18 protein-coding genes are annotated in these 19203 nt (G+C 61.2%); 5 read left to right on the top strand and 13 right to left on the bottom strand.

Translation table 11 applies throughout. From position 1 onward, the window contains the following. Positions 1 to 21 precede the first annotated feature (21 nt). Genes RGQ15_RS17295 through RGQ15_RS17275 form a run of 5 tightly spaced genes read right to left on the bottom strand, consistent with a single transcriptional unit; the run spans position 22 to position 6363 of the window. Positions 22 to 1446, bottom strand: a complete 1425-nt coding sequence (locus RGQ15_RS17295; RefSeq protein WP_311161913.1) for a carnitine 3-dehydrogenase — start codon at positions 1444 to 1446, stop codon at positions 22 to 24. Continuing rightward, positions 1443 to 2366, bottom strand: coding sequence for a BKACE family enzyme (locus RGQ15_RS17290; protein WP_311161912.1), 924 nt, complete (start codon positions 2364 to 2366; stop codon positions 1443 to 1445). The genes RGQ15_RS17295 and RGQ15_RS17290 overlap by 4 nt, the downstream gene beginning before the upstream one ends. 16 nt (positions 2367 to 2382) lie before the next feature. Further along, positions 2383 to 3168: a carnitinyl-CoA dehydratase gene (locus tag RGQ15_RS17285; protein WP_311161910.1), complete on the bottom strand. Its 786-nt coding sequence runs from the start codon at positions 3166 to 3168 to the stop codon at positions 2383 to 2385. After that, positions 3165 to 5201, bottom strand: coding sequence for an acetate--CoA ligase family protein (locus tag RGQ15_RS17280; RefSeq protein WP_311161909.1), 2037 nt, complete (start codon positions 5199 to 5201; stop codon positions 3165 to 3167). Before RGQ15_RS17280 ends, RGQ15_RS17285 begins: the two co-directional genes overlap by 4 nt. Position 5202: 1 nt before the next feature. Continuing rightward, positions 5203 to 6363, bottom strand: coding sequence for an acyl-CoA dehydrogenase family protein (locus RGQ15_RS17275; RefSeq protein WP_311161907.1), 1161 nt, complete (start codon positions 6361 to 6363; stop codon positions 5203 to 5205). A 57-nt stretch (positions 6364 to 6420) separates the two neighbouring features. On the opposite strand from RGQ15_RS17275, the gene RGQ15_RS17270 reads away from it, so the two are divergent. Continuing rightward, positions 6421 to 7404: a GlxA family transcriptional regulator gene (locus RGQ15_RS17270; RefSeq protein WP_311161906.1), complete on the top strand. Its 984-nt coding sequence runs from the start codon at positions 6421 to 6423 to the stop codon at positions 7402 to 7404. Between the two features lie 13 nt (positions 7405 to 7417). On the opposite strand, the gene RGQ15_RS17265 is transcribed toward RGQ15_RS17270, so the two are convergent. Next, positions 7418 to 8164, bottom strand: coding sequence for a class II aldolase/adducin family protein (locus tag RGQ15_RS17265; RefSeq protein WP_311161905.1), 747 nt, complete (start codon positions 8162 to 8164; stop codon positions 7418 to 7420). Positions 8165 to 8178: 14 nt separating this feature from the next. Continuing rightward, the gene (locus RGQ15_RS17260; protein WP_311161904.1) at positions 8179 to 9315 is read right to left on the bottom strand and encodes a TauD/TfdA family dioxygenase; all 1137 of its coding nucleotides are present in this window, start codon (positions 9313 to 9315) and stop codon (positions 8179 to 8181) included. 138 nt (positions 9316 to 9453) lie between these two features. On the opposite strand from RGQ15_RS17260, the gene RGQ15_RS17255 reads away from it, so the two are divergent. After that, positions 9454 to 10356: a LysR substrate-binding domain-containing protein gene (locus RGQ15_RS17255; protein ID WP_311161903.1), complete on the top strand. Its 903-nt coding sequence runs from the start codon at positions 9454 to 9456 to the stop codon at positions 10354 to 10356. Here the strand turns inward: RGQ15_RS17255 and RGQ15_RS17250 are convergent. From RGQ15_RS17250 to RGQ15_RS17225, 5 genes are all read right to left on the bottom strand, one after another. Then, positions 10347 to 11162, bottom strand: a complete 816-nt coding sequence (locus tag RGQ15_RS17250; protein ID WP_311161901.1) for an ABC transporter permease — start codon at positions 11160 to 11162, stop codon at positions 10347 to 10349. The two genes, RGQ15_RS17255 and RGQ15_RS17250, sit on opposite strands and share 10 nt — an antisense overlap. Continuing rightward, complete coding sequence (locus RGQ15_RS17245; protein WP_311161899.1) at positions 11159 to 11965, bottom strand: ABC transporter permease; 807 nt, start codon at positions 11963 to 11965, stop codon at positions 11159 to 11161. Before RGQ15_RS17245 ends, RGQ15_RS17250 begins: the two co-directional genes overlap by 4 nt. A gap of 50 nt (positions 11966 to 12015) precedes the next feature. Beyond that, the gene (locus tag RGQ15_RS17240) at positions 12016 to 13128 is read right to left on the bottom strand and encodes an ABC transporter substrate-binding protein (RefSeq protein ID WP_311161897.1); all 1113 of its coding nucleotides are present in this window, start codon (positions 13126 to 13128) and stop codon (positions 12016 to 12018) included. 49 nt (positions 13129 to 13177) lie between these two features. Continuing rightward, positions 13178 to 14224 carry an ABC transporter ATP-binding protein gene (locus RGQ15_RS22400; protein WP_409201352.1) on the bottom strand — a complete coding sequence of 349 codons (1047 nt, stop codon included), beginning with the start codon at positions 14222 to 14224 and terminating at the stop codon, positions 13178 to 13180. Positions 14225 to 14332: 108 nt separating this feature from the next. Further along, on the bottom strand, positions 14333 to 15241 hold the full coding sequence (locus tag RGQ15_RS17225) for a LysR substrate-binding domain-containing protein (RefSeq protein WP_311161896.1): 909 nt from the start codon (positions 15239 to 15241) through the stop codon (positions 14333 to 14335). 36 nt (positions 15242 to 15277) lie between these two features. Here RGQ15_RS17225 and RGQ15_RS17220 point away from each other — a divergent pair, with 36 nt between their 5' ends. The 3 genes from RGQ15_RS17220 (at position 15278) to arsH (ending at position 17652) form a co-directional block, all read left to right on the top strand. Further along, on the top strand, positions 15278 to 15730 hold the full coding sequence (locus tag RGQ15_RS17220; RefSeq protein ID WP_457621029.1) for an ArsR/SmtB family transcription factor: 453 nt from the start codon (positions 15278 to 15280) through the stop codon (positions 15728 to 15730). A 153-nt stretch (positions 15731 to 15883) separates the two neighbouring features. After that, positions 15884 to 16924, top strand: a complete 1041-nt coding sequence (gene arsB, locus RGQ15_RS17215) for an ACR3 family arsenite efflux transporter (RefSeq protein WP_311161894.1) — start codon at positions 15884 to 15886, stop codon at positions 16922 to 16924. Positions 16925 to 16938: 14 nt separating this feature from the next. Beyond that, a complete protein-coding gene (arsH, locus tag RGQ15_RS17210) occupies positions 16939 to 17652 on the top strand; it encodes an arsenical resistance protein ArsH (RefSeq protein WP_409201351.1) in 714 nt (237 codons plus the stop codon). Positions 17653 to 17696: 44 nt separating this feature from the next. Here the strand turns inward: arsH and RGQ15_RS17205 are convergent, their stop codons facing one another. Then, positions 17697 to 19115 (bottom strand): FAD-binding oxidoreductase, encoded by a 1419-nt coding sequence (locus RGQ15_RS17205; protein ID WP_311161892.1) that lies wholly within the window; start codon positions 19113 to 19115, stop codon positions 17697 to 17699. Positions 19116 to 19203 lie beyond the last annotated feature (88 nt).

Below are 19203 nucleotides of genomic sequence, written 5' to 3'. Positions count from 1 at the left end.
TCCTTTCCCCCAATGGGGTCGTCAATGAACGGCCGCCGGGCTGAAGCCAATCGCCACACCCTCGACCGGAAAACCGCGGTGCGCAGCAACGAGTTTTGAAAGCTCTGCCGCGACGGCCGGATCGGGCAGACTGCTGCGACGCGTCGAAAGATCGGTATGGACCTGCAACGTCTCGATGGTTGCAGCGAGCGTTCCGTCACCGCGCCAGATCCGATGGAACAGCAGCATCTTCTTTCCTTCCGCAGCCAGCACCTGCGTCGTGATGGTCAACCTATCGCCGGCATGAACCTCGGCCAAGTAGCGCAGGCGCGTATCGACCGTGAAGAAGCTGTGACCGCCCTCGATATAGGCAGCATCCACACCGATCATGCGCATCAACCCGTCGGTCGCCCAGCTTCCGGCCTCGAGGTAGTGCGCCTCGTTCATGTGACCGTTGTAATCGGTCCAGCCAACTGGCACTTGCCGCTGCGACGTGATCGGCAGCCCTTCATGCTCGCCGCCCTCGGGAAGACCGGCCTCATGCTCGAGAACCGTCAGACCGGCAGCCATCCTGCTATGCCGCAACGCCCTGATGAAGCCGACGAGATTGTCGTCGCGCAGTCGCTCGAGTTCGCGGATGCTAAGGCTGCCCGATTGTTCGTCCGATTGCGCGCAGATCGCTGCAACCAGCTTCTCGTCCAGTTCCGGAACATCGGTCAGCTTGCTCCAGGGCCAGGAAAGCGACGGGCCGAACTGGCGCAGATAGCTGTCGAACCCCGCCTCGCCTCCGGCGATGCGGTAGGTTTCGAACAGGCCCATCTGGCCCCAGCGCAGACCGAAACTCAGCCGGATCGCGTCGTCGATCTCGGCGGTGGTGGCGACGTCGTCGCGGATCATCCAGAGCGCCTCGCGCCAGACGCATTCCTGAAACCGGTTGACGATGAAGGCGTCGATTTCCTTGCGAAGCGTCAACGGACGCATGCCGATGCCGCGCAGGATCGCGGCTGCCCTTTCGCAGGGCTCGGCCGGTCCGCTGAGTTCGACCAGCGGCAGCAGGTAGACGGGATTGAACGGATGGACGACGACAACCTCTGCCTCGTCGATGGCAAGTTCGCTTGCCTTGAAACCCGATGTCGATGAGCCGATGATCCCGCCCGGCGCGATGGTCGCAATTTCCCGATAGGTCTGATGCTTGATCTCCAACCGTTCCGGCACGCTTTCCTGGACCCATCTTGCGCCTGTGACGGCTTCGGCGAGGTCTGTGTGGAAGCTCAGCTTGCCCTCGGGGGGCAGGGCGCGGTCGTAAAGCGCGGGCAGCGAGCGGCGGGCATTGGCCAGCACCTCGCCGATCTTGCGCCCGGCCTCGGGATCGGGGTCACAGACCGCCACGTCCCAGCCGTTCAGCAGGAACCGCGCCGCCCAGCCGCCGCCGATGACGCCGCCGCCAATGATCGCAGCCTTGCTCATGCCATCACCCCCACCGGCGCCCGCTTCACCAGGCCCAGCCTTTCGCGCACCGCATCGGGGCCGATCACCCGCGCCCCCATGCTTTCGATGATCGTCACCGCGCGGTCGACCAGCTGCGCATTGGTCGCAAGCTGGCCCTTGCCGAGCCACAGGTTGTCCTCGAGCCCGACCCGCACATTGCCCCCGGCCAGAACCGCGGCCGAGACATAGGCCATCTGGTCCCGGCCCAGGCTGAAGGCCGACCAGTTCCAGTCCGAGGGCACCGCATTCACCATCGCAAGGAAGGTATTGAGGTCATTGGGCGCCCCCCACGGCACCCCCATGCAAAGCTGCACCAGAGCCGGGCCGGTCAGCACGCCCTCGGCGACAAGCTGCTTGGCAAACCACAGATGCCCGGTGTCGAAGGCCTCGATCTCGGGCTTGACGCCAAGCGCCGTCATCATGCCGCCCATCGCGCGCAGCATGCCGGGCGTGTTGGTCATGACGTAATCCGCCTCGGCGAAGTTCATCGTGCCGCAATCCAGCGTGCAGATCTCGGGCAGGCATTCGGCGACATGGGCCATGCGCGCATTCGCGCCCACCATGTCCGTGCCAGCCGCGTTGAAGGGCAGCGGCGCCTCGGGCGGGCCCAGAACCAGGTCACCCCCCATGCCCGCGGTCAGGTTCAGCACCACGTCGACCTCGGCATCGCGGATCCGATCGGTCACCTCGCGATAAAGGTCGAGCCGGCGCGAGGGCTTGCCCGTCTCGGGGTCGCGCACATGGCAATGCACAACCGCCGCGCCCGCCTTCGCCGCCGCGATCGCGCTCTCGGCAATCGCGCGCGGGCTGCGCGGAACATGCGGGGACCGGTCCTGGGTTCCCCCGGAACCCGTAACGGCACAGGTGATGAAAACCTCGCGGTTCATGGTGAGCGGCATGGTCGGTCCTTCAGTCTCAGCGGCCCTTCCAGACCGGATCGCGTTTCTCGGCAAAAGCGCGGGCGCCTTCCAGCTGATCTTCCGAGCGATAGAGTCTTTCGACGGTCGCAAGCTGGCTCTTGGTGATGCGGTTCATCGCATCCTGGAATTTCATGTCCTCGGCCTCGCGCACGATTTCCTTGAGTGCGGCAAATACCAGCGGCGGCCCCGATGCGAGGTCATCGGCCAGCGCACGCGCCGCTTCCATCAGCTCATCCGACGACAGGATGCGGTTGACCAAACCCCAGCGATGCGCCTCATCCGCGTCGAACCAGCGTCCAGTCAGCAGCATCTCCATCGCGATGTGATAGGGAATGCGTTTGGGCAACCTGATCGAAGCTGCATCAGCCACCGTCCCCGAGCGGATCTCGGGCAGGGCGAATGTCGCATGGTCGGCGGCCAGGATGATATCTGCGCTGATCGCAAGCTCGAGCCCGCCACCACAGCATATTCCGTTCACGGCGGCGATCACGGGTTTGTTCAGATCGCGCAATTCCTGCAACCCGCCGAAACCGCCCTTGCCGTAATCGCCATCGACCGCATCGCCAGACGCCGCTGCCTTGAGATCCCAGCCAGCGCAAAAGAATTTCGTGCCCGCGCCGGTGATGATAGCCACGCGCAGCGTGGGATCATCGCGGAAATCGGTGAAGATCTCGCCCAGTTCGCGGCTTGTCTTGAGGTCGATCGCATTCGCCTTTGGCCGATCGAGCGTGACCTCGAGGACGGCGCCCCGCCGTTCGATACTGATGGGGGATTCCGTCATTGCTGTTCTCCTATTCTGAATAGTGCGTCGGCCGCGATGACACCTGCCGTGGTGCAAATCAGCGGATTGATCTCGAGTTCCTCGAGATGCGCGGCATGCGCAACGACATAATCCTGAACCGCCATCACCGCATCGACGACAGTATCCAGCGCGGCCGCCGGCTTGCCGCGATAGCCTCGCAGCATGGGCGCGATCCGCAGCCGGTCCAGCGCCGAGCGGACATCCTCACGCGATGCCGGTATCAGCATGGACGCGCTGTCATGGATGAGTTCGGTCAGAACTCCCCCCGGGCCCAGCGTCAGGACAAAGCCATGTGCAGGATCACGCAGCACGCCGATCAACAGTTCGGCAACGGCGCCCGTGACCATTTCCTCGACCAGGAACGAGGAAGTGGGCATGGCAAGTGCCGCGATCCGCACCGCCTCGGCATCGCTCAGGTTGAGCGCGACTGCGCCCGCCTCGGTCTTGTGGGCGATCCCTTCGCCCTTGAGCACGACCGGAAAGCCGATCTTGGTCGCAAGCTCCGCCGCCTCATCGGCGCAACCGGCGCGCAGGGCGCGGGGCACGGGAACGCCGGCAGCCGAAAGCAGTCCCTTGGCCTCTGCCTCGCCGATCATCCTCGCCTTGGCAGCGGGAACACCGGGCAGAAGAATGGGCGCCGAGGCCGCCTTGCCGATCCCGGCCGCTGCCCTGATCGCGCGGACTGCGTCCCACATGCCGCAAAGCGGGATGACACCGGCTTCCATCAATCTTCGCGCGACCGCCTCGGGCATGTTCTCGGCAAGAAGCGAGATGATCGCCATCGGCTTGCCTGAAGCGCGGCTTGCGGCGATGACGGCATCGACCGCCATATCCCAGCTAGGCGCTTCGAAGCTTTCCGGGCGGGGATAGTCTAGGACCACGCAGCCAAGGCCTTGCTCACCCGCCATAAGCGCGGTGAAGGTCGCGGTCAGCGCGGCCGCGTCACCCCAGATATAGGTGTTGTAATCGAGCGGGTTGGCCAATGCGACCTTCGGTCCAAGCGCGGCGCGCAGCCCGTCGCGTTGGCTTTGGTTCAGCGCCGGGAACTCGATCCCGATGATCTTGCCGAGATCGGCAATGATCGACGCCTCCCCTCCCGAGCAGGACGCCGAAACGATCCGCGCATCGCTGAGACCACGGGTGACATGGAGGATCTTCAAGGTTTCGATCAGCTCTGCCGGGCTGTCGACCTGCGCGATCCCCAGACGTTCGAACAAGGCACGCGCACCGGCATCCGACCCCGCCAGCGAAGCGGTATGCGAGATCGCGGCCGCCATCGCCTGTTCGGACCGCCCGACCTTGAGCGCGACGACAGGTTTGCCACGCCGGGCCGCAAGCCGGGCGAGCGCCTCGAAGGCCGGCAGGTCGGTCAGCCCTTCGATATGAAGCCCCAATGCGGTTATCCGTGGATCGTCCAGCAAGGCCATGCCGATTTCGGCCATCGAGGACTGCGCCTGATTGCCCGCCGCGACGACACAGGCCAGCGGCAGTCCACGACGCTGCATGGTAAGGTTGATGAGCACGTTCGACGATTGGCCCACCACTGCCACGCCACGTTCGACCGGGCTTAGGCCGTGGACATCCGGCCAAAGCGACACGCCGTCCAGCATATTGACGAAACCGTAGCAGTTCGGCCCGAGGATGCGCATGTCGCCCGCCGCCTCGACCAAGCGTTGCTGCAGTTCCGCACCATCTGAAAGCTCGGCAGATGCCTCGCGGAAGCCAGCTGCGAAGCAGACCGCGCCGCCGCAACCCATCGCCGAGAGTTCGGCGCAGACCTCGATGCTGAGTTCACGGTTGACCCCGACAAATGCCGCATCTGGCACGCCCGGCAGCGCGGCAAGCGAAGGGAAGGCAGGAACACCCCCGATTGCGGGCTTATTGGGATGCACAGGCCAGATCGGCCCGGTAAATCCGCTTGCGATGCAGCGTTGCACCACGGCCTCGCACCATGCGCCACCGCCGACGACCGTGATGGCCTGTGGGCTGAAAAGACGAAGCAGGCTTTCCATGTCAGGCTCCGAGCGGACGGAAGATTTCGCGGCTGATGATGTGGCGCTGGATCTCGCTTGTGCCGTCCCAGATCCGCTCGACCCGCGCGTCTCGCCAGAACCGCTCGATCGGCAATTCGTCCATCAGGCCCATGCCGCCATGGATCTGCAGGGCCCGGTCCGTGACCCGCGCCAGCATTTCCGAGGCATAAACCTTGGCCGAGGCGATTTCGCGGTTCGCCGGCAACCCTTGGTCAAGCCGCCAGGCCGAGGCCAATGTTAGCCAGTCTGCTGCGTCGATTTCCGTCACCATGTCCGCGATCTGGAACCCGACACCTTGGAACTTGGCAATCTCCTGACCGAACTGCTTGCGGTTCGCAGCGAAATCGACGGCCAAATCGAAGACACGGCGCGCCCTTCCGACACACATCGTCGCAACCGTGATACGTGTGGCATAGAGCCATTCATTCATCACCTGGAAGCCGCCATCCACCTCGCCCAGGACCTGGCTGTCTGAAAGCCGGCACTGGTCAAAATACAGCACGCAGTTCTTGTAGCCGCGATGGGACACGGAATTGTAGCCATTCCGGACCTCGAAACCCGGTGTGCCGCGATCGACGAGAAAGCAGGTGATCCGTTTCTTTGGACCTTTCGGCGTTTCATCCACCCCGGTTGCGGCGAAGACGATGAAAAAGTCGGCATGCTCTGCGCCCGAGATGAAATGTTTCGAGCCATTCAAGACCCAATCGCCGCCGTCCCGCGTCGCCGTACATTTCATGCCACGCACGTCGGACCCGGCATCCGGTTCGGTCATCGCAAGCGCATCCATCTTTTCGCCGCGCACGGCGGGCATCAAATATCTTTCGACCTGCTCATCCTTGCAGGCCATCAGGATGTTCTGCGGACGACCGAAAAAATGCGTCAGAGCCATCGACCCGCGCCCAAGTTCCCGCTCGACAAGGGCGAACTCTAGATGGGAAAGCCCCGGTCCCCCGACGGATTCGGGAAAGTTCGAGGCGTAGAACCCGATATCGATGCATTTGCGCTTGATGTCCTGGGCAATTTCCTCGGGGACTTCGCCCGTACGCTCGACCAGCGCCTCATGGGGATAAATCTCGTTCTCGACGAAACTGCGCACCGTCGAGACGATCATTTCCTGTTCGTCGCTCAACCCGAAATACATGGCTCATGCCCCCTTGTCAGACTTGACCAAACATGGAAGGCAGGCACGGATAGCATCATGCAGTTTGGGTCGAAAATCATGCAGAACGAGAAATATTCTCGCGGGCCGCGCAAGGTGGCAGTGTTGCTGTTCAAGTCGTTTTCGAACCACTGCCTCGCCAATGCGATCGAACCCTTGCGGGCTGCCAACAATCTTTCCGGGCGCAATCTCTATGCCTGGCAATATATCAGTCTTGACGGACGACCGGTCGCGTCATCAAGCGGTCTCACGGTCCAGAGCGAAGGCGCGCTTTCGGACCATGCCGGCGCGGATTACCTCTTCGTGATGCCAAGTTACGATTTCCACAGTCACGCGACGGTGCAATGCGCCCGCGCGCTGCGCGCGGCGCGAAGTCGCTTCGGCACCCTCGTCGGTATGGATACGGGAAGCTGGTTGCTGGCTTCTGCCGGACTTCTGTCGGGCCGGAAGGCGACAATCCACTGGGACGAGCTGACCAACCTGTCCGAGAAATTCCCCGATGTGAATGTCTCGGATGACCGGGTCGTGCATGACGGAAACATCCTGTCATGCGGCGGCACGACCACGACGTTCGAACTGATCCTCGACCTCATCGAACGGCATCATGGGGCCATGCTGCGGCTCGAGGTGGCCGCTCTGTTCATGTACGGGGAAAGTCGACCGCTGCCCGCTCTACGCTCGGGAAGCGTCGCCGAAGCCGGAATGTCGCTCATGCGCAGGTCGATCGAGACCCCCCTGCCCGTGGCCGAACTGGCCGCCAAGCTCGGCCTCAACCGGCGCAGTTTCGGACAGCGCTGCATGGACAGGTTCGGGGTCGGACCGCGAAGGCTTTATCTTGCCACCCGTTTGCGTGAAGCGAAGCGGCTTGTCGAGGGGACAACCATGTCGGTTGCGGAAATCGCGACGCGATGCGGCTATCGCGATGCCAGCGCGATGACTCGGGCATTCCGTAAGGAATTCGACGCCACACCGCGTGATCTGCGCAAACGGCGGACCGAAAGGATCGATCCGCCACTCGTTTAGGGTTTCGCTTGCTTCAATCGCGCCAGCTTGGATCTGCGGCATCCAGTTCGGATTTCAGATAGTCGAAATGCCTCTGCGCCATCCCGCGATAGGGCTTCCATCCCTCGGCGGTAGCTTGCGCCACCTCATCGGACAGAACCGCGAGCGGTTTGCCCGTCGAAAGACCCAGAACGATCGTCTGGGCGGCCTTCTCGAAGAAGTAAAGATCCTCGAACGCGTCCGCCACGGTTTCTCCCACGACTGAGACGCCGTGATTGCCCATGACCAGCACAGAATGCCCCCGGATTGCGTTCGCCAGGCGTGCACCCTCTTCCTCGGCATCCGCAATGCCGCCAAAGGACAGATCATAGGCCGTCCGCCCGAAGAATCGCGCAGTGTTGTTGTCGAGAGGCAGCACCGTCGGGTCCCTGAGACAGGACAGGGCAACCGCATATGGCGAATGGCAATGCAGGATCACGCGGGCGTTTGGCAGCATCCGATGCATCGTTCCGTGCACTGTCCATGCAGAGGCGTCCGGTGCATCGGGCCGGTTCATCACGTCCGGATCGTCAGCATTCACAACCATCAGGTCGCTGGCACGGATCGAGCCGAAATGCTGCCATTTCCGGTTCAAAAGGAACTTGCGCCCGCAGGGCGAAAGGGCGGCGCTGAAATGGTTCCCCACGGATTCGCTCCAGCCGAAGCGGTGGCAGATCCGGAAGGCGGCAGCCAGATCCTGCCGCAATCGCAGCAGGTCGGCCGGTTCGGCGCAATCGTTCATGATGCATTCATGCTTCATTTGAAGCGGCCCTCCGAGACAAGCGCGCGATAGGTCGAGCGCATCTCGGCGCGGTCGGAATAGCAGCCGCGCAGGTAGCGCTCACCGCTTTCGGCAGTATAGGAGGCGCGGCCATGTACGATGCGGTGGTTGTCGAAGACGATGCATTCGCCCGCATGCAGCGTGAATTTCATGACATACTTGTCGTCCTGCAGCATCCGGCCAAAGCGGCAGAACGCAGGGTAATAGCTGTCCAGGAATTCCTGGGACAGATCCGAGACGTCAAGCATGTGCTGGCTGATCGTCAGACCCGAGACATTGCCATGCTGATCGAGTTCGATCACACGCTGATGCGAACGCATGTCGTAATTGTCGTGTTCGCAATAGAAGGGGATCGGGGTTTCGGCGAGCAGCTTGAACTCCTCGGGATAGAGATCGCGGAAATCGTTGGCCACCGCCACGCCGTCAAGGAACAGGTTGCGCCCACCTTCCACCGTGTTCGCCCGCATGTGGAGGAACTGCATGCCGGGGGCGTGTTCCTCGGCCGGGGTGTCGGTGTGCAGTTCAAGCGCCTTGGCCGTGTAGGCCAGGTTCGTCGGATTGATATGCGTCCGCACATCGAAATAAAGGCCGAAGAAGGTCGGACGCACATGACCCATCAGTTCGACCGTTTCTGTCAGGGCTGCATCGGTGTCAGGCATGTCGCTGACGATGGCCACTCCATCGACGATCAACGCCTTGATCCATTCCGCGACCTTCTGCGGATCGGCCTTGAGTTCGGCCTGAGAGAACCGCGCCATGTTGGGGTAGTGGTCGGCAAACCAGGCACGACGCGGCAGGTCCGCAGGATCGTGGCGCGGCTTTGCCGATGAAAATTCCGAAAGGAAGCTTAGCGGATAGCGCGAGATGTGCCCATCCCCGGCCCAAAGCACGGTCAGGTTGTCGCCTTCGATCGCGGCCGATTGAGGCACCGGAGCCCCATCGAGATGGAAGATGTCGAAGGTCCGCTCACGCGTCTGGCTGTCGAATGAACTGAGGCAGTTGTCGCGCAGCCAATAGTAATTGAAATAAGCCTGCTCGCCATTCAGAGGCAAGCTTAGCCCCTTTTCGCCCAGCGTGACTTCGGACGGTTCGATCGCGACGACGGTGTTCATGAGTTATCCTTAACTTGAATGGGGAGGAGATCGGTCGGAGTGAGGGGAAAACCGACTGGGATAGTACTATCTTGTGCGATGTACGGGCATGCGGATAGCCTGTTTGGAATGATCATTAGTTAAGCAAGAAGTTAACTTATGGACCGTCTTCCGCCATTGCGCCTGCTGACCGTTTTCGAAACCGTGGAAAGACACGGTTCCATGCGCGCCGCGGCGGGCATCTTGAACGTGTCGCTGCCCGCAGTCAGTCAATCCCTCAAATCATTGGAAGATCACGTCGGCGTTGCGCTATTCGACCGTTCGAGCCGCCCGGTGCAGCTGACGAGTGCCGGACAACTGCTTGCCACTTCGGTTCGAGAGGGTATCGGCTTGATCGCGGAATCGATCGATTCGATCCGCGCCATGGCCGCGGATCAGGATCGGGCGTTGACGGTTGCCTGCACCGTGGGAATGGCGACGCATTGGCTTATGCCGCGGCTGTCGGCCTTTTACGGTGAGCATCCGGAAATCCTCATCAACGTCCAGGCAATGCCCTCGGATCTGAATCGCCCCACTCCGGGGATGGACATGCTTTTGCGTTACGGCGACGGACGATGGAGCGAAGGGCGGACCCAGGTGCTTTTTCCTGAGCGGATCTGCCCTGTCGGGAAACCCGAGCTTGTCGAAAAAATGCTAAGGCAGGACGCTGAAATCACCTCGGCTCCGCTGATCCATGTCGAATTCGAGGGTGCAAGGCATTGGGCCGGCTGGGCGGAGTATTGCCGAGCGCGCGGCCTGCCCTCTCCGCCGCGCAGGGGCATGCGATTCAACACCTACGTCCAGGCCGTGCAGGCGGCTCTGGCCGGACAGGGCCTGATGCTGGGCTGGCGGTCGATTACAGATCAGCTTGTGGCGGACGAACGGCTGGTCCAATGGCCAGATGGAGAGATCGATCTTGGCACGGCATATTATCTTACCGTGATGCCGCAGGCCGAAAGACATCCGGCCTGCGGGCTGTTCACGGAATGGCTATTGGCGAAGGGCGCTGACCATCAACCCTGAGCCCTTTTGCGCGCCCGGTATTGCATGCCGGACCGGATCAGCGTCAGGATCGTGACGAGCCCGATCAGCACGACCGAAAGGGCAGCGATAGCGGGATCGATATTGTCGCGCAGTCCCATCCACATGCGGCGCGGCAAAGTGATTGCATCGACCGATGTGACGAACAACGTGACCCCGATTTCATCCCAGGACAGCAGGAAGCACAAGAGAAACGCCCCTGCGATGCCGAAGCGGATATTCGGCAGGATCACCTTGAAGATCCGCGTGCCGAGCCCCGCCCCCATCGATTGCGCCGCCAGGTCGATCCGGCGGTCCAGTTGAGACAGCGCGACCATCAGCAGGACGACGGCATAGGGGGCGGTCATGACGGCATGGGTTACGGCCACGCCGGCCCATTTGTCGTAAGCAATGATGCCGTTGTACTGCGTCAACGATGTGAGGAAGAAATAGAGCGTCAAGGCCGAGACAACCGGAGGCGCGACCATGGGCAGCAGGACAAAACCGGTCAGCAGCCCTGAAAAAACCGGTCGAAACAACCAGATGCCCAGGCAGAACGCAGTCGCGAGAAGGCAGGCAAGCGAGCTTGAGACAATACCGATTTTGATTGAAAGCAGCAGGCTTTGCATCCAGCCGGGATCTTCGATCAGGGCCTGATAATGCCGGAATGACCACTCACCATCGGGCAGGCTCAAGAACCTTTTGGGCGTGAAGCTGACAGGGATCACGGCAAGCAGGGGCATCAGCAGGAACACTGAAACCAGAGCGCCAATGGTCGAGATCACGAGTCCGGGGCGGAATGATGTCATTTCGCGAGCTTTCCGTAGCGCCGCATCAGGGCAACAAGAAGTCCTCCGACCAGCAGCATCAGCACGACACTGATCGCCGCTGCCAGCCCCCAGTCGGGCGCCTGGAAGATGCGAAGGTAGATCAGTTCGGCGATCATCACGCTTCGGCCACCACCAAGCACCGCCGGCGTGATGTAGAATCCGATCGAAAAGACGAAGACCAGAAGCAGCGCGCCGATGATCCCGCTTCGCGTCATCGGAAGGAAGACCTGCCAGAAGATGCGCAGGCGGGATGCCCCCATGCCCTCTGCGGCCATGAGCACGCGCTCATCCACGTTTCTCATTGCCGTCGCCAGCGGAAAGACCGCAAAGGGGATCAGGTAATGCGCCATTCCGACCACTACCCCGAATTCGTTGCGCACAAGCGGAAGCGAGGTCGAGATCAGGCCCCAATCCTTCAACCAACTGTTGATCACACCTCGGTTCGACAGGGTTGCAAGCCAACCGAAAGCACGCGTCAGGACAGAAATCCAGAAGGGGATCATGATGCACAGTTCGACCAGCGCACTGACCAAGGGCGTGCTGCGCACCCAGAGATAGGTCATCACATAGGCCGCACTGACCGAAATCAACGTGACTTCCGCACATATTCGCAAGGTCCGCCAGAATACGCCGAGGATCAGCGGGTCGGTGACGACGGTATGATACTGGCTTAGGGGTTCGGGGCCGGCAATGCTCAGCTGCATGATGCCGAGAAAGGGGACCAGATAGCTGAGTCCCAGAAAAAGGATCAGCGGCAAGATCAGGAGCGCTGGCGCTTTCATGTCCATTCCAGATGAGTTCCCGGCCCTTTGCTGGGCCGGGAAGGTTGCGATCAGGCCGAAATGATCTTCAGGTAGGCATCAAGCGCAGCGCTGTAGTTTTCTTCGTACCACGCCATGTCGAGCGGGATCTGCTTGGCGAAGTTTTCGGGGTCGACGGGGTTGAATGCGCGCTCTTCTTCCGGGATCAGGGCATCGGCGGCGGGATTGCCGGGCCCGTTGCCCAGGAGTTCGAACAGGCCAGCCTGACGGTCGGGTGCCTGGCTCGCGGCAATGAACTGCATCGCAAGTTCGGTGCCGCCCGGATTGTTCTTGAGCACGCCGGTCGAACCCGGGGCTACCACGGCGTCGTCCCAGATGAAGGTGACTTCGCCTTCGGTGTCCTTGTGAAGCACCTTGGCGCGCGTGCTCCAGATCAGTGCCATGGTCACTTCGCCGTCCATCATCAGCGTTTGGCTTTCCGCGCCGCCGCCCCAGAATGCCACGACATTGTCCTTGAAGGCCGAGATCTTGGCGTGAGCGCGATCAAGATCCAGTGGGTAAAGATCTGCCGGCGCGACGCCATCGGCCAGCAAAGCTGCTTCCCACATGCCGACGCCCCATTTGTACATCGACCGCTTGCCCGGGAATTTCTCAACGTCGAAGAAATCGGCAATCTTCGTCGGCGGCTCGGGAAAAGCTTCCTTCGAATAGGCGATCACATAGGAATAGAAATAAGTCGAAGAGGCATATTCCCACTGGAAACCGGGCCGGATCTTCGCCGGATCGACGATGGAATAGTCGATCGGTGACATATAGCCCTTTTTGCCCATCGCCTGTCCCGAGAAGGGATCACAATCGACCAGGTCCCAGGTCGGATGGCCGCTTTCGCCCTGCGCCGCGATGGCACCTTCGGTCGGGCCCGAGCCGTCGAACTTGACGACGACACCCGTATCCTTGGTGAAGGGCTCACCAAAAACCTCGCCCATGGCGGTGACCGCATCTCCACCCCAGTTCACGAAGACGAGCTCCTTTCCTTCGGCGGCGGCGCGGCCTGCGCTGAGGCCCAAAGCCGATGTGCCAAGCAGAAGGCCGAGCCCCTGCATCATGGACCGTCGCGATATCTTTCCCGCCTCGAAACGCTCGCGCAGCAGTTCGACGCAATCTTTCTGGAAATGGCCGTGCATGTTTGTTCCCTGTCGTTGTTGTCGTCGTTTTTGTTGTCCTGCTGACCGTTCAGATCAGAAAGCTGTTTTGCGCATCCCAACCGACCAGAACCTCTGATCCGACCTCGATGGCATTGGGCGTCGCGGAATTGGGGATGTTGAGGACGATCGGCACCCCCCCTCGGGTCTGCAGCTGCAACCTGCTTTCGGCGCCCAGATAGATCTGATCGACCAGCCGCATCGGTAGCGCGTTTCCAGCCTCGCCGGGTCGGGCAAGACGCATGTGCTCGGGCCGGATCGCGACATGGCTCCGCGCGCTGCCCTGTGGCGCGGGCAGGGCGATCGCCTGGCCTTCGACCTTGGCGTCGCGGCCGACACCCTCGACCGGCAAAATATTGATGTCCCCGAGAAACTCCGCCACGAAACGGTTCGACGGGCGCTCATAGACCTCGCTCGGCGAACCAAGTTGCTGCAGTCGGCCCTGATTGAAGATCGCGATATTGCTCGAAAGAGCCAAGGCTTCTTCCTGGTCATGTGTGACGAAGACGAAGGTCGTTCCAAGTTCGCGGTGAAGACGGCGCAGTTCATCCTGCATCTGGCCGCGCAGGTTCTTGTCGAGCGCAGAGAAGGGTTCGTCCAGCAACAGAACTTCCGGCTCGTATGCCAGAGCCCGCGCAAGCGCGACACGCTGCTGCTGCCCGCCTGAGAGCTGCGATGGCTTCTTATGCTCATGCCCGACAAGCCCAACCGTCTGGATCATGTGATCCACACGGCTGCGGATCTGTTCCCGCGAACGTTTCTGAACCCTCAGGGGAAAGGCGATGTTTTCGGCAACGCTCAGATGCGGGAAAAGGGCGTATCCTTGGAAGACCATGCCAAAGCCCCGCTGCTGCGCGGGCATCTTCGTGACATCCTTGCCGTCCAGAAACAGTTTGCCATTTGTCGGCTGGTAGAAACCCGCCAGGACAGTCAGGAAAGTGGTCTTGCCAGAACCCGAAGGCCCGAGAAGCGACAGGAATTCTCCCTTCTGCACGGTAAGCGAAACCTGTTTGAGGGCTTCGAAGGTGCCGAATGTCATGCCGATATCGCTTGCTTCAATCTGTGCGGGAATTGTCACCCTAGCCTCATGTTGGATCGGTCTCAGAGCCTGTCTGAGCCAAGGCTAGAGATGAAGAAAGGCGCAAAGCAAATGAAACTTCTTGCTCTCTTCGACAAATCTTACTTGTCAATCAGACTGTGAATTGCTGAAGGGAGGATTTCGCAAGCAGTTTTTCAGCCATCTGTGAAAAGCTATGACAACTGGATTTGCCAATTTATCAACGGGCGTGCACAAATAATAACCAGTGTCGGAATGCAGTGCCGCCTCGAATGGCCTCGCCAGACGTCCGGCCTCGACATCCTCGCGCCATGCGATCACGTCGCCGATGGCGATCCCCTGCCCCGCCAGGACCGCAGTATGGACCACGTTCATGCTGGAAAAACATATCCCGCGATGGGCCCGTTCTGCCGGGAGCCCTTCCTTGCGCATCCAGGCCTCCCAATCGACGAAATCGCCGATATGCAAAAGCGTGGCGCCCAGCAGGCTGTGACTGTCAGGGAACCCACCCATGCGCTCAAGGTATTCCGGACTACAAAGCGGCGTGAACTCGACCGGCTGCAATGGCTCCACAACCATGTCCGAGCGGCCATCATGCCCGAAGGTGATGAAGGTATCGATTTCGGGGTTATTCGTGCTGTCGAGCCGAATCGGAGTAACAAGTGAAACAATAACATCAGGATATTGTTCAACGAATTCGCTCAGGTGCCGACACATCCAGCTTGACGAAAACCCAGACGGGCAGCTGATGGCCAGCGGCCCGCCGACCCCGCCATGAGCGTGACGGTGGCTGGATGTCGAAATCAGGGCAAGCGCCCGGCGAACGTCCTCGGCATATTCCTGCGCTCGGGACGACAACTCGATTCGGTTTCCCACCCGCAGCATCAGCTGGAAATCAAGCTCGCGCTCCAGCAGGCGCAATTGATGGCTGATGGCACTGCGTGTCAGGTTCAGCTCTTCCGCCGCCTGCCAGATCGTGCCTAGCCTCGCCACGCTTTCCAAAGCGCGCAAAGCCTGGATCGAGGGGATGCGGGCCAATGTTCCTCCTTCGGGCGGATCTTAAACGACAGGAACTTGCCTTGGGATGCCCGCTTCGACAATGGCCATCCACTTGCGGGTTTCAAGCCGAGCGTGACACCTGACGACCTGAAAGCAGGGTTGCCTGACATCGAATATTTCTATATTACCGGAAATATGGAAAAGTCAGCCGCATTAGAGACGCTCTCTGCTCTCGCACAAGACATCCGCCTTGATGTCTTTCGCATGCTTGTCCGCGCGGGACCCGAGGGCATGACTGCGGGCGAGATCGCCACAAGCCTGGAAACTCGCCCGAACACGTTGTCGAACAATCTCAGCATTCTGGCTGCGGTGAGGCTCGTGCGCTCGCGACGCGAGGGACGCTCGATCCGATACTTTGCCGAGATGGAGACAATGCGGGGCTTGCTCGAATTTCTGATGCAGGATTGCTGCGGTGGCCGAGCTGAGCTCTGCCAGCCCCTCCTGGACCAGATCAGTTGTAGCTGTTGAAGCCTGTCTTTCGCGCCCTGCAAATGTCGCGAAAGACCCGAATTGCAGAAGCTCTGTGTCCGTCGGGGCCTCGCCCTGTCCCAAGCGGCCCTGCCCGATCGCTGTCCGCCCGAAAACTCAACCGCCTTCAACCTTTGATCCGCAGAGAAAACCATGGCCGAAATGACACGAACCGGAGCTAGCCCTTTGGGGGCATTCGAACGCTGGCTGACTCTCTGGGTGGCTTTCGCCATGATTGTGGGCATCGCCATCGGCGCGCTTGCTCCCACACTGGTCGCTGGAATTGCAGGGGCCGAGGTCGCCTCGATCAACCTGGTCGTTGCAGTTCTGATCTGGGCAATGGTCTTCCCGATGATGGTCAATGTCGATTTCGGAGCCATTGCCGGAGTCGCGCGCCAGCCGAAGGGCCTGCTCATCACCTTGACGGTCAACTGGCTGATCAAGCCGTTCACCATGGCTTTTCTGGCGGTCCTGTTCTTCGATCACGTCTTTGCGCCCTGGATCGCGCCGCAAGATGCACAGCAATACATCGCCGGCCTGATCCTTCTGGGTGCAGCCCCCTGCACGGCGATGGTCTTCGTCTGGTCGCAACTGACGCGCGGCGATGCGACTTACACGCTGGTTCAGGTTTCGGTGAATGACATGATCATGGTGGTGGCCTTTGCCCCGATCGTCGCGCTTCTGCTGGGGGTGACCGATATTTCGGTGCCTTGGCAAACCCTGGTCCTTGCGACTCTGCTCTACGTCGTCCTTCCCCTGTCCGCCGGGCTTTTGACACGGCGGGTACTTGGCTCTCAGCCGGAGATCGACGCCTTTTCGGCGCGCATCAAGCCCTTGTCGATCCTCGGGCTCATTGCCACCGTGGCGATCCTGTTTGCACTGCAGGGCGAGGTCATCCTGAACCGACCCTTTGTCATCGCGTTGATCGCCGCCCCGATCGTGATCCAGAGCTACGCGATTTTTGCGCTCGCCTATGGAGCCGCATACGCCCTGCGCCTGCCTCATCGTATCGCTGCCCCCTGCGCGATGATCGGGACGTCGAATTTCTTCGAACTGGCGGTTGCTGTCGCGATCAGTCTTTTCGGGCTGAACTCGGGCGCGGCACTTGCCACAGTCGTTGGCGTTCTCGTCGAAGTGCCGGTGATGCTTTCGCTTGTCGCCTTTGCCAACCGCACCCGCAACCGCTTCGCCTGAAAGGGAGCGATGACTTGACCGACCTGCCAAATCTCAAGCCAGAATTCTTTCATTCCGTTGATGCACGGACATTGCATCCGACTGAACGCGGCACCCATCCACCAAAGATCCTGTTACTCTATGGCTCGCTGCGTGAACGCAGCTATTCTCGGCTCGCCGCAGAAGAGGCCGCGCGCATCCTGAGGGCCTTTGGCGCCGAGACCCGCTTCTTTGATCCGCACGGTCTGCCCATGGTCGATGCGGTCCCTGTCGAGCACCCCAAGGTCGCCGAGTTACGCGATCTGGTAAATTGGTGTGAAGGGATGGTCTGGTCCTCGCCCGAGCGCCATGGCGCGATGTCCGGCGTGATGAAAAGCCAGATCGACTGGATTCCGCTTTCCGTCGGCAGCGTCCGGCCGACGCAGGGCAAGACCCTGGCGGTGATGCAGGTTTGCGGTGGCAGCCAAAGTTTTAACACCGTCAATCAACTGCGCATCCTTGGGCGCTGGATGCGGCTTCTGACAATTCCGAACCAGTCATCGGTTGCAAAGGCATGGGATGAATTCGACGAAACGGGCCGCATGAAGCCTTCACCCTATTTCGATCGGATCGTCGACGTGATGGAGGAGTTGGTCCGGTTCACCCTGCTCACGCGCGATATTCGAGGGACCCTGGTTGACCGTTATTCCGAGCGCGTGGAAACCCACGAGGCCCTGTCCAGACGTGTCAATCAAGGCAAGGCGGTCTGAGGCCCGGGCAGATCCCTGGATCTGCCCGACCCGTTCTCAGACCGTCATTCGGCTGGCGTCATTGTCCTGACACGCAACGCTTCGGAAGATTTGCCATTCGCTTCGGGCCGCGCCTCGACCGGCAGGAAAAGACCTTTCGGATCATAGAGCTGCTGCAAGGCTCTCAACTTGCCAAGCGCAGCCGGGGCGTAACAGTGGTTCAATCGTCCCGGTCGCTGCAGATCCGCCTCGCCGACATAATGCCCAAGCGCAAGATCGCCGATCATGTCCGCCCCGTCGCGAACCCATGAGACATGCTCGGGGTCGGCCTTTGCGTCGTCCCAGATGGCACAGAGCGAACCCCAGACCGGCGCTGCCATCGAAAAGGCGGCGTCGGGCATCGCCGGTCGGCCTTCGGGATAGCGAGCAACGATGCTGTGGCAAAGCAGCGACGGCGCTTGCGAGATGGACGCAGCAATGTGTCGGACGAACTGCCCGGCATCCGATCCAGCCCAGAATGAATCGATATGAAACCGCTTGCCGGACGGCATGGCATGTTCGGTTTGCGCATAGAGGTCGCCGAATGACACGGGCATCGGACCGATGGCCTGCACTGCATCCTGCGGCGCGAGCGCGGCGACGTCCTTGTGGAGCCGTGCTGCTTCGGTCTGCGTTTCGGCATAGACCACGCAGATCCCCGCAGCGACGGGCACCGGACGCCCATCTTCGGGATGAGGAGCATTGCGCAAGTCGATCACGACGTCGACATTGCGCGGGTAGGCATGAAGGACATGCGCCATCCAGCGTTCCAGTTCGGCCATGCGATCCAGTGGATAGACACGCACAGCGCTCATCATGCCCCTGGGCAATGGCTCCAGGTTCACCTTGTATCCGACGATCACACCAAAGAATTCCGGCCCGCCGCCGCGCGCAGCCCAGAATATGTCGGGCCAATGATCCGCCGTTGCCTGCCGCAACGCGCCATCCGGCATGACCACATCGACCGCCTCGACACGCGAGCAGGCAAAGCCCCATGTGCCGGAATTCCAGCCCAGGCCGCCTCCCAAAAGGTAACCGCTCATCGGGACGCTCGCACAATGCCCCAGCGGGAACGCCATCCCCTCGGCATCCAGCGCCGCGGCCAATCTGCCATTCGTCACGCCTGGACCAAGCTGCGCGATGCGCCGACCTGCGTCGATCTGGCATGCGTCGAGGCGCGAAAGGTCGATCACGATCGAGTCCTGAATGGCAATTCCCGAAAGGTTGTGCCCCGCCCCACGCGCAGAAACGCGCAACCCATTGGCAGCGGCGAAGCGCACTGCCACTTGAACGTCCGACACAGACGTCGCCGACACGATGACCGCAGGGACGCGCGTGCTTTTTCGAGCATTCCATTGCAGCGCCGCAGCCGCTTCCTGATGTGCCGCGTCCTGTGCCGTCGTCACTTTCCCGCCGATCTTCGCTCTGAGTTCTTCTAGTTCCATCACATCGTATCCAGAATGGGGCAGCCTTCCCAGTCACCGCAAACGCCTGTTTCCGGCCGATCAGGCCCTGTCTGCCCGGTTGAGAACA

Origin of the sequence: Paracoccus sp. MBLB3053 (assembly GCF_031822435.1) — a bacterium.
Taxonomy (GTDB): Bacteria; Pseudomonadota; Alphaproteobacteria; order Rhodobacterales; family Rhodobacteraceae; genus Paracoccus; species Paracoccus aurantius.
Note: the sequence above shows the minus strand (reverse complement) of the source record. Positions and strands in the feature narration are given on the sequence as shown.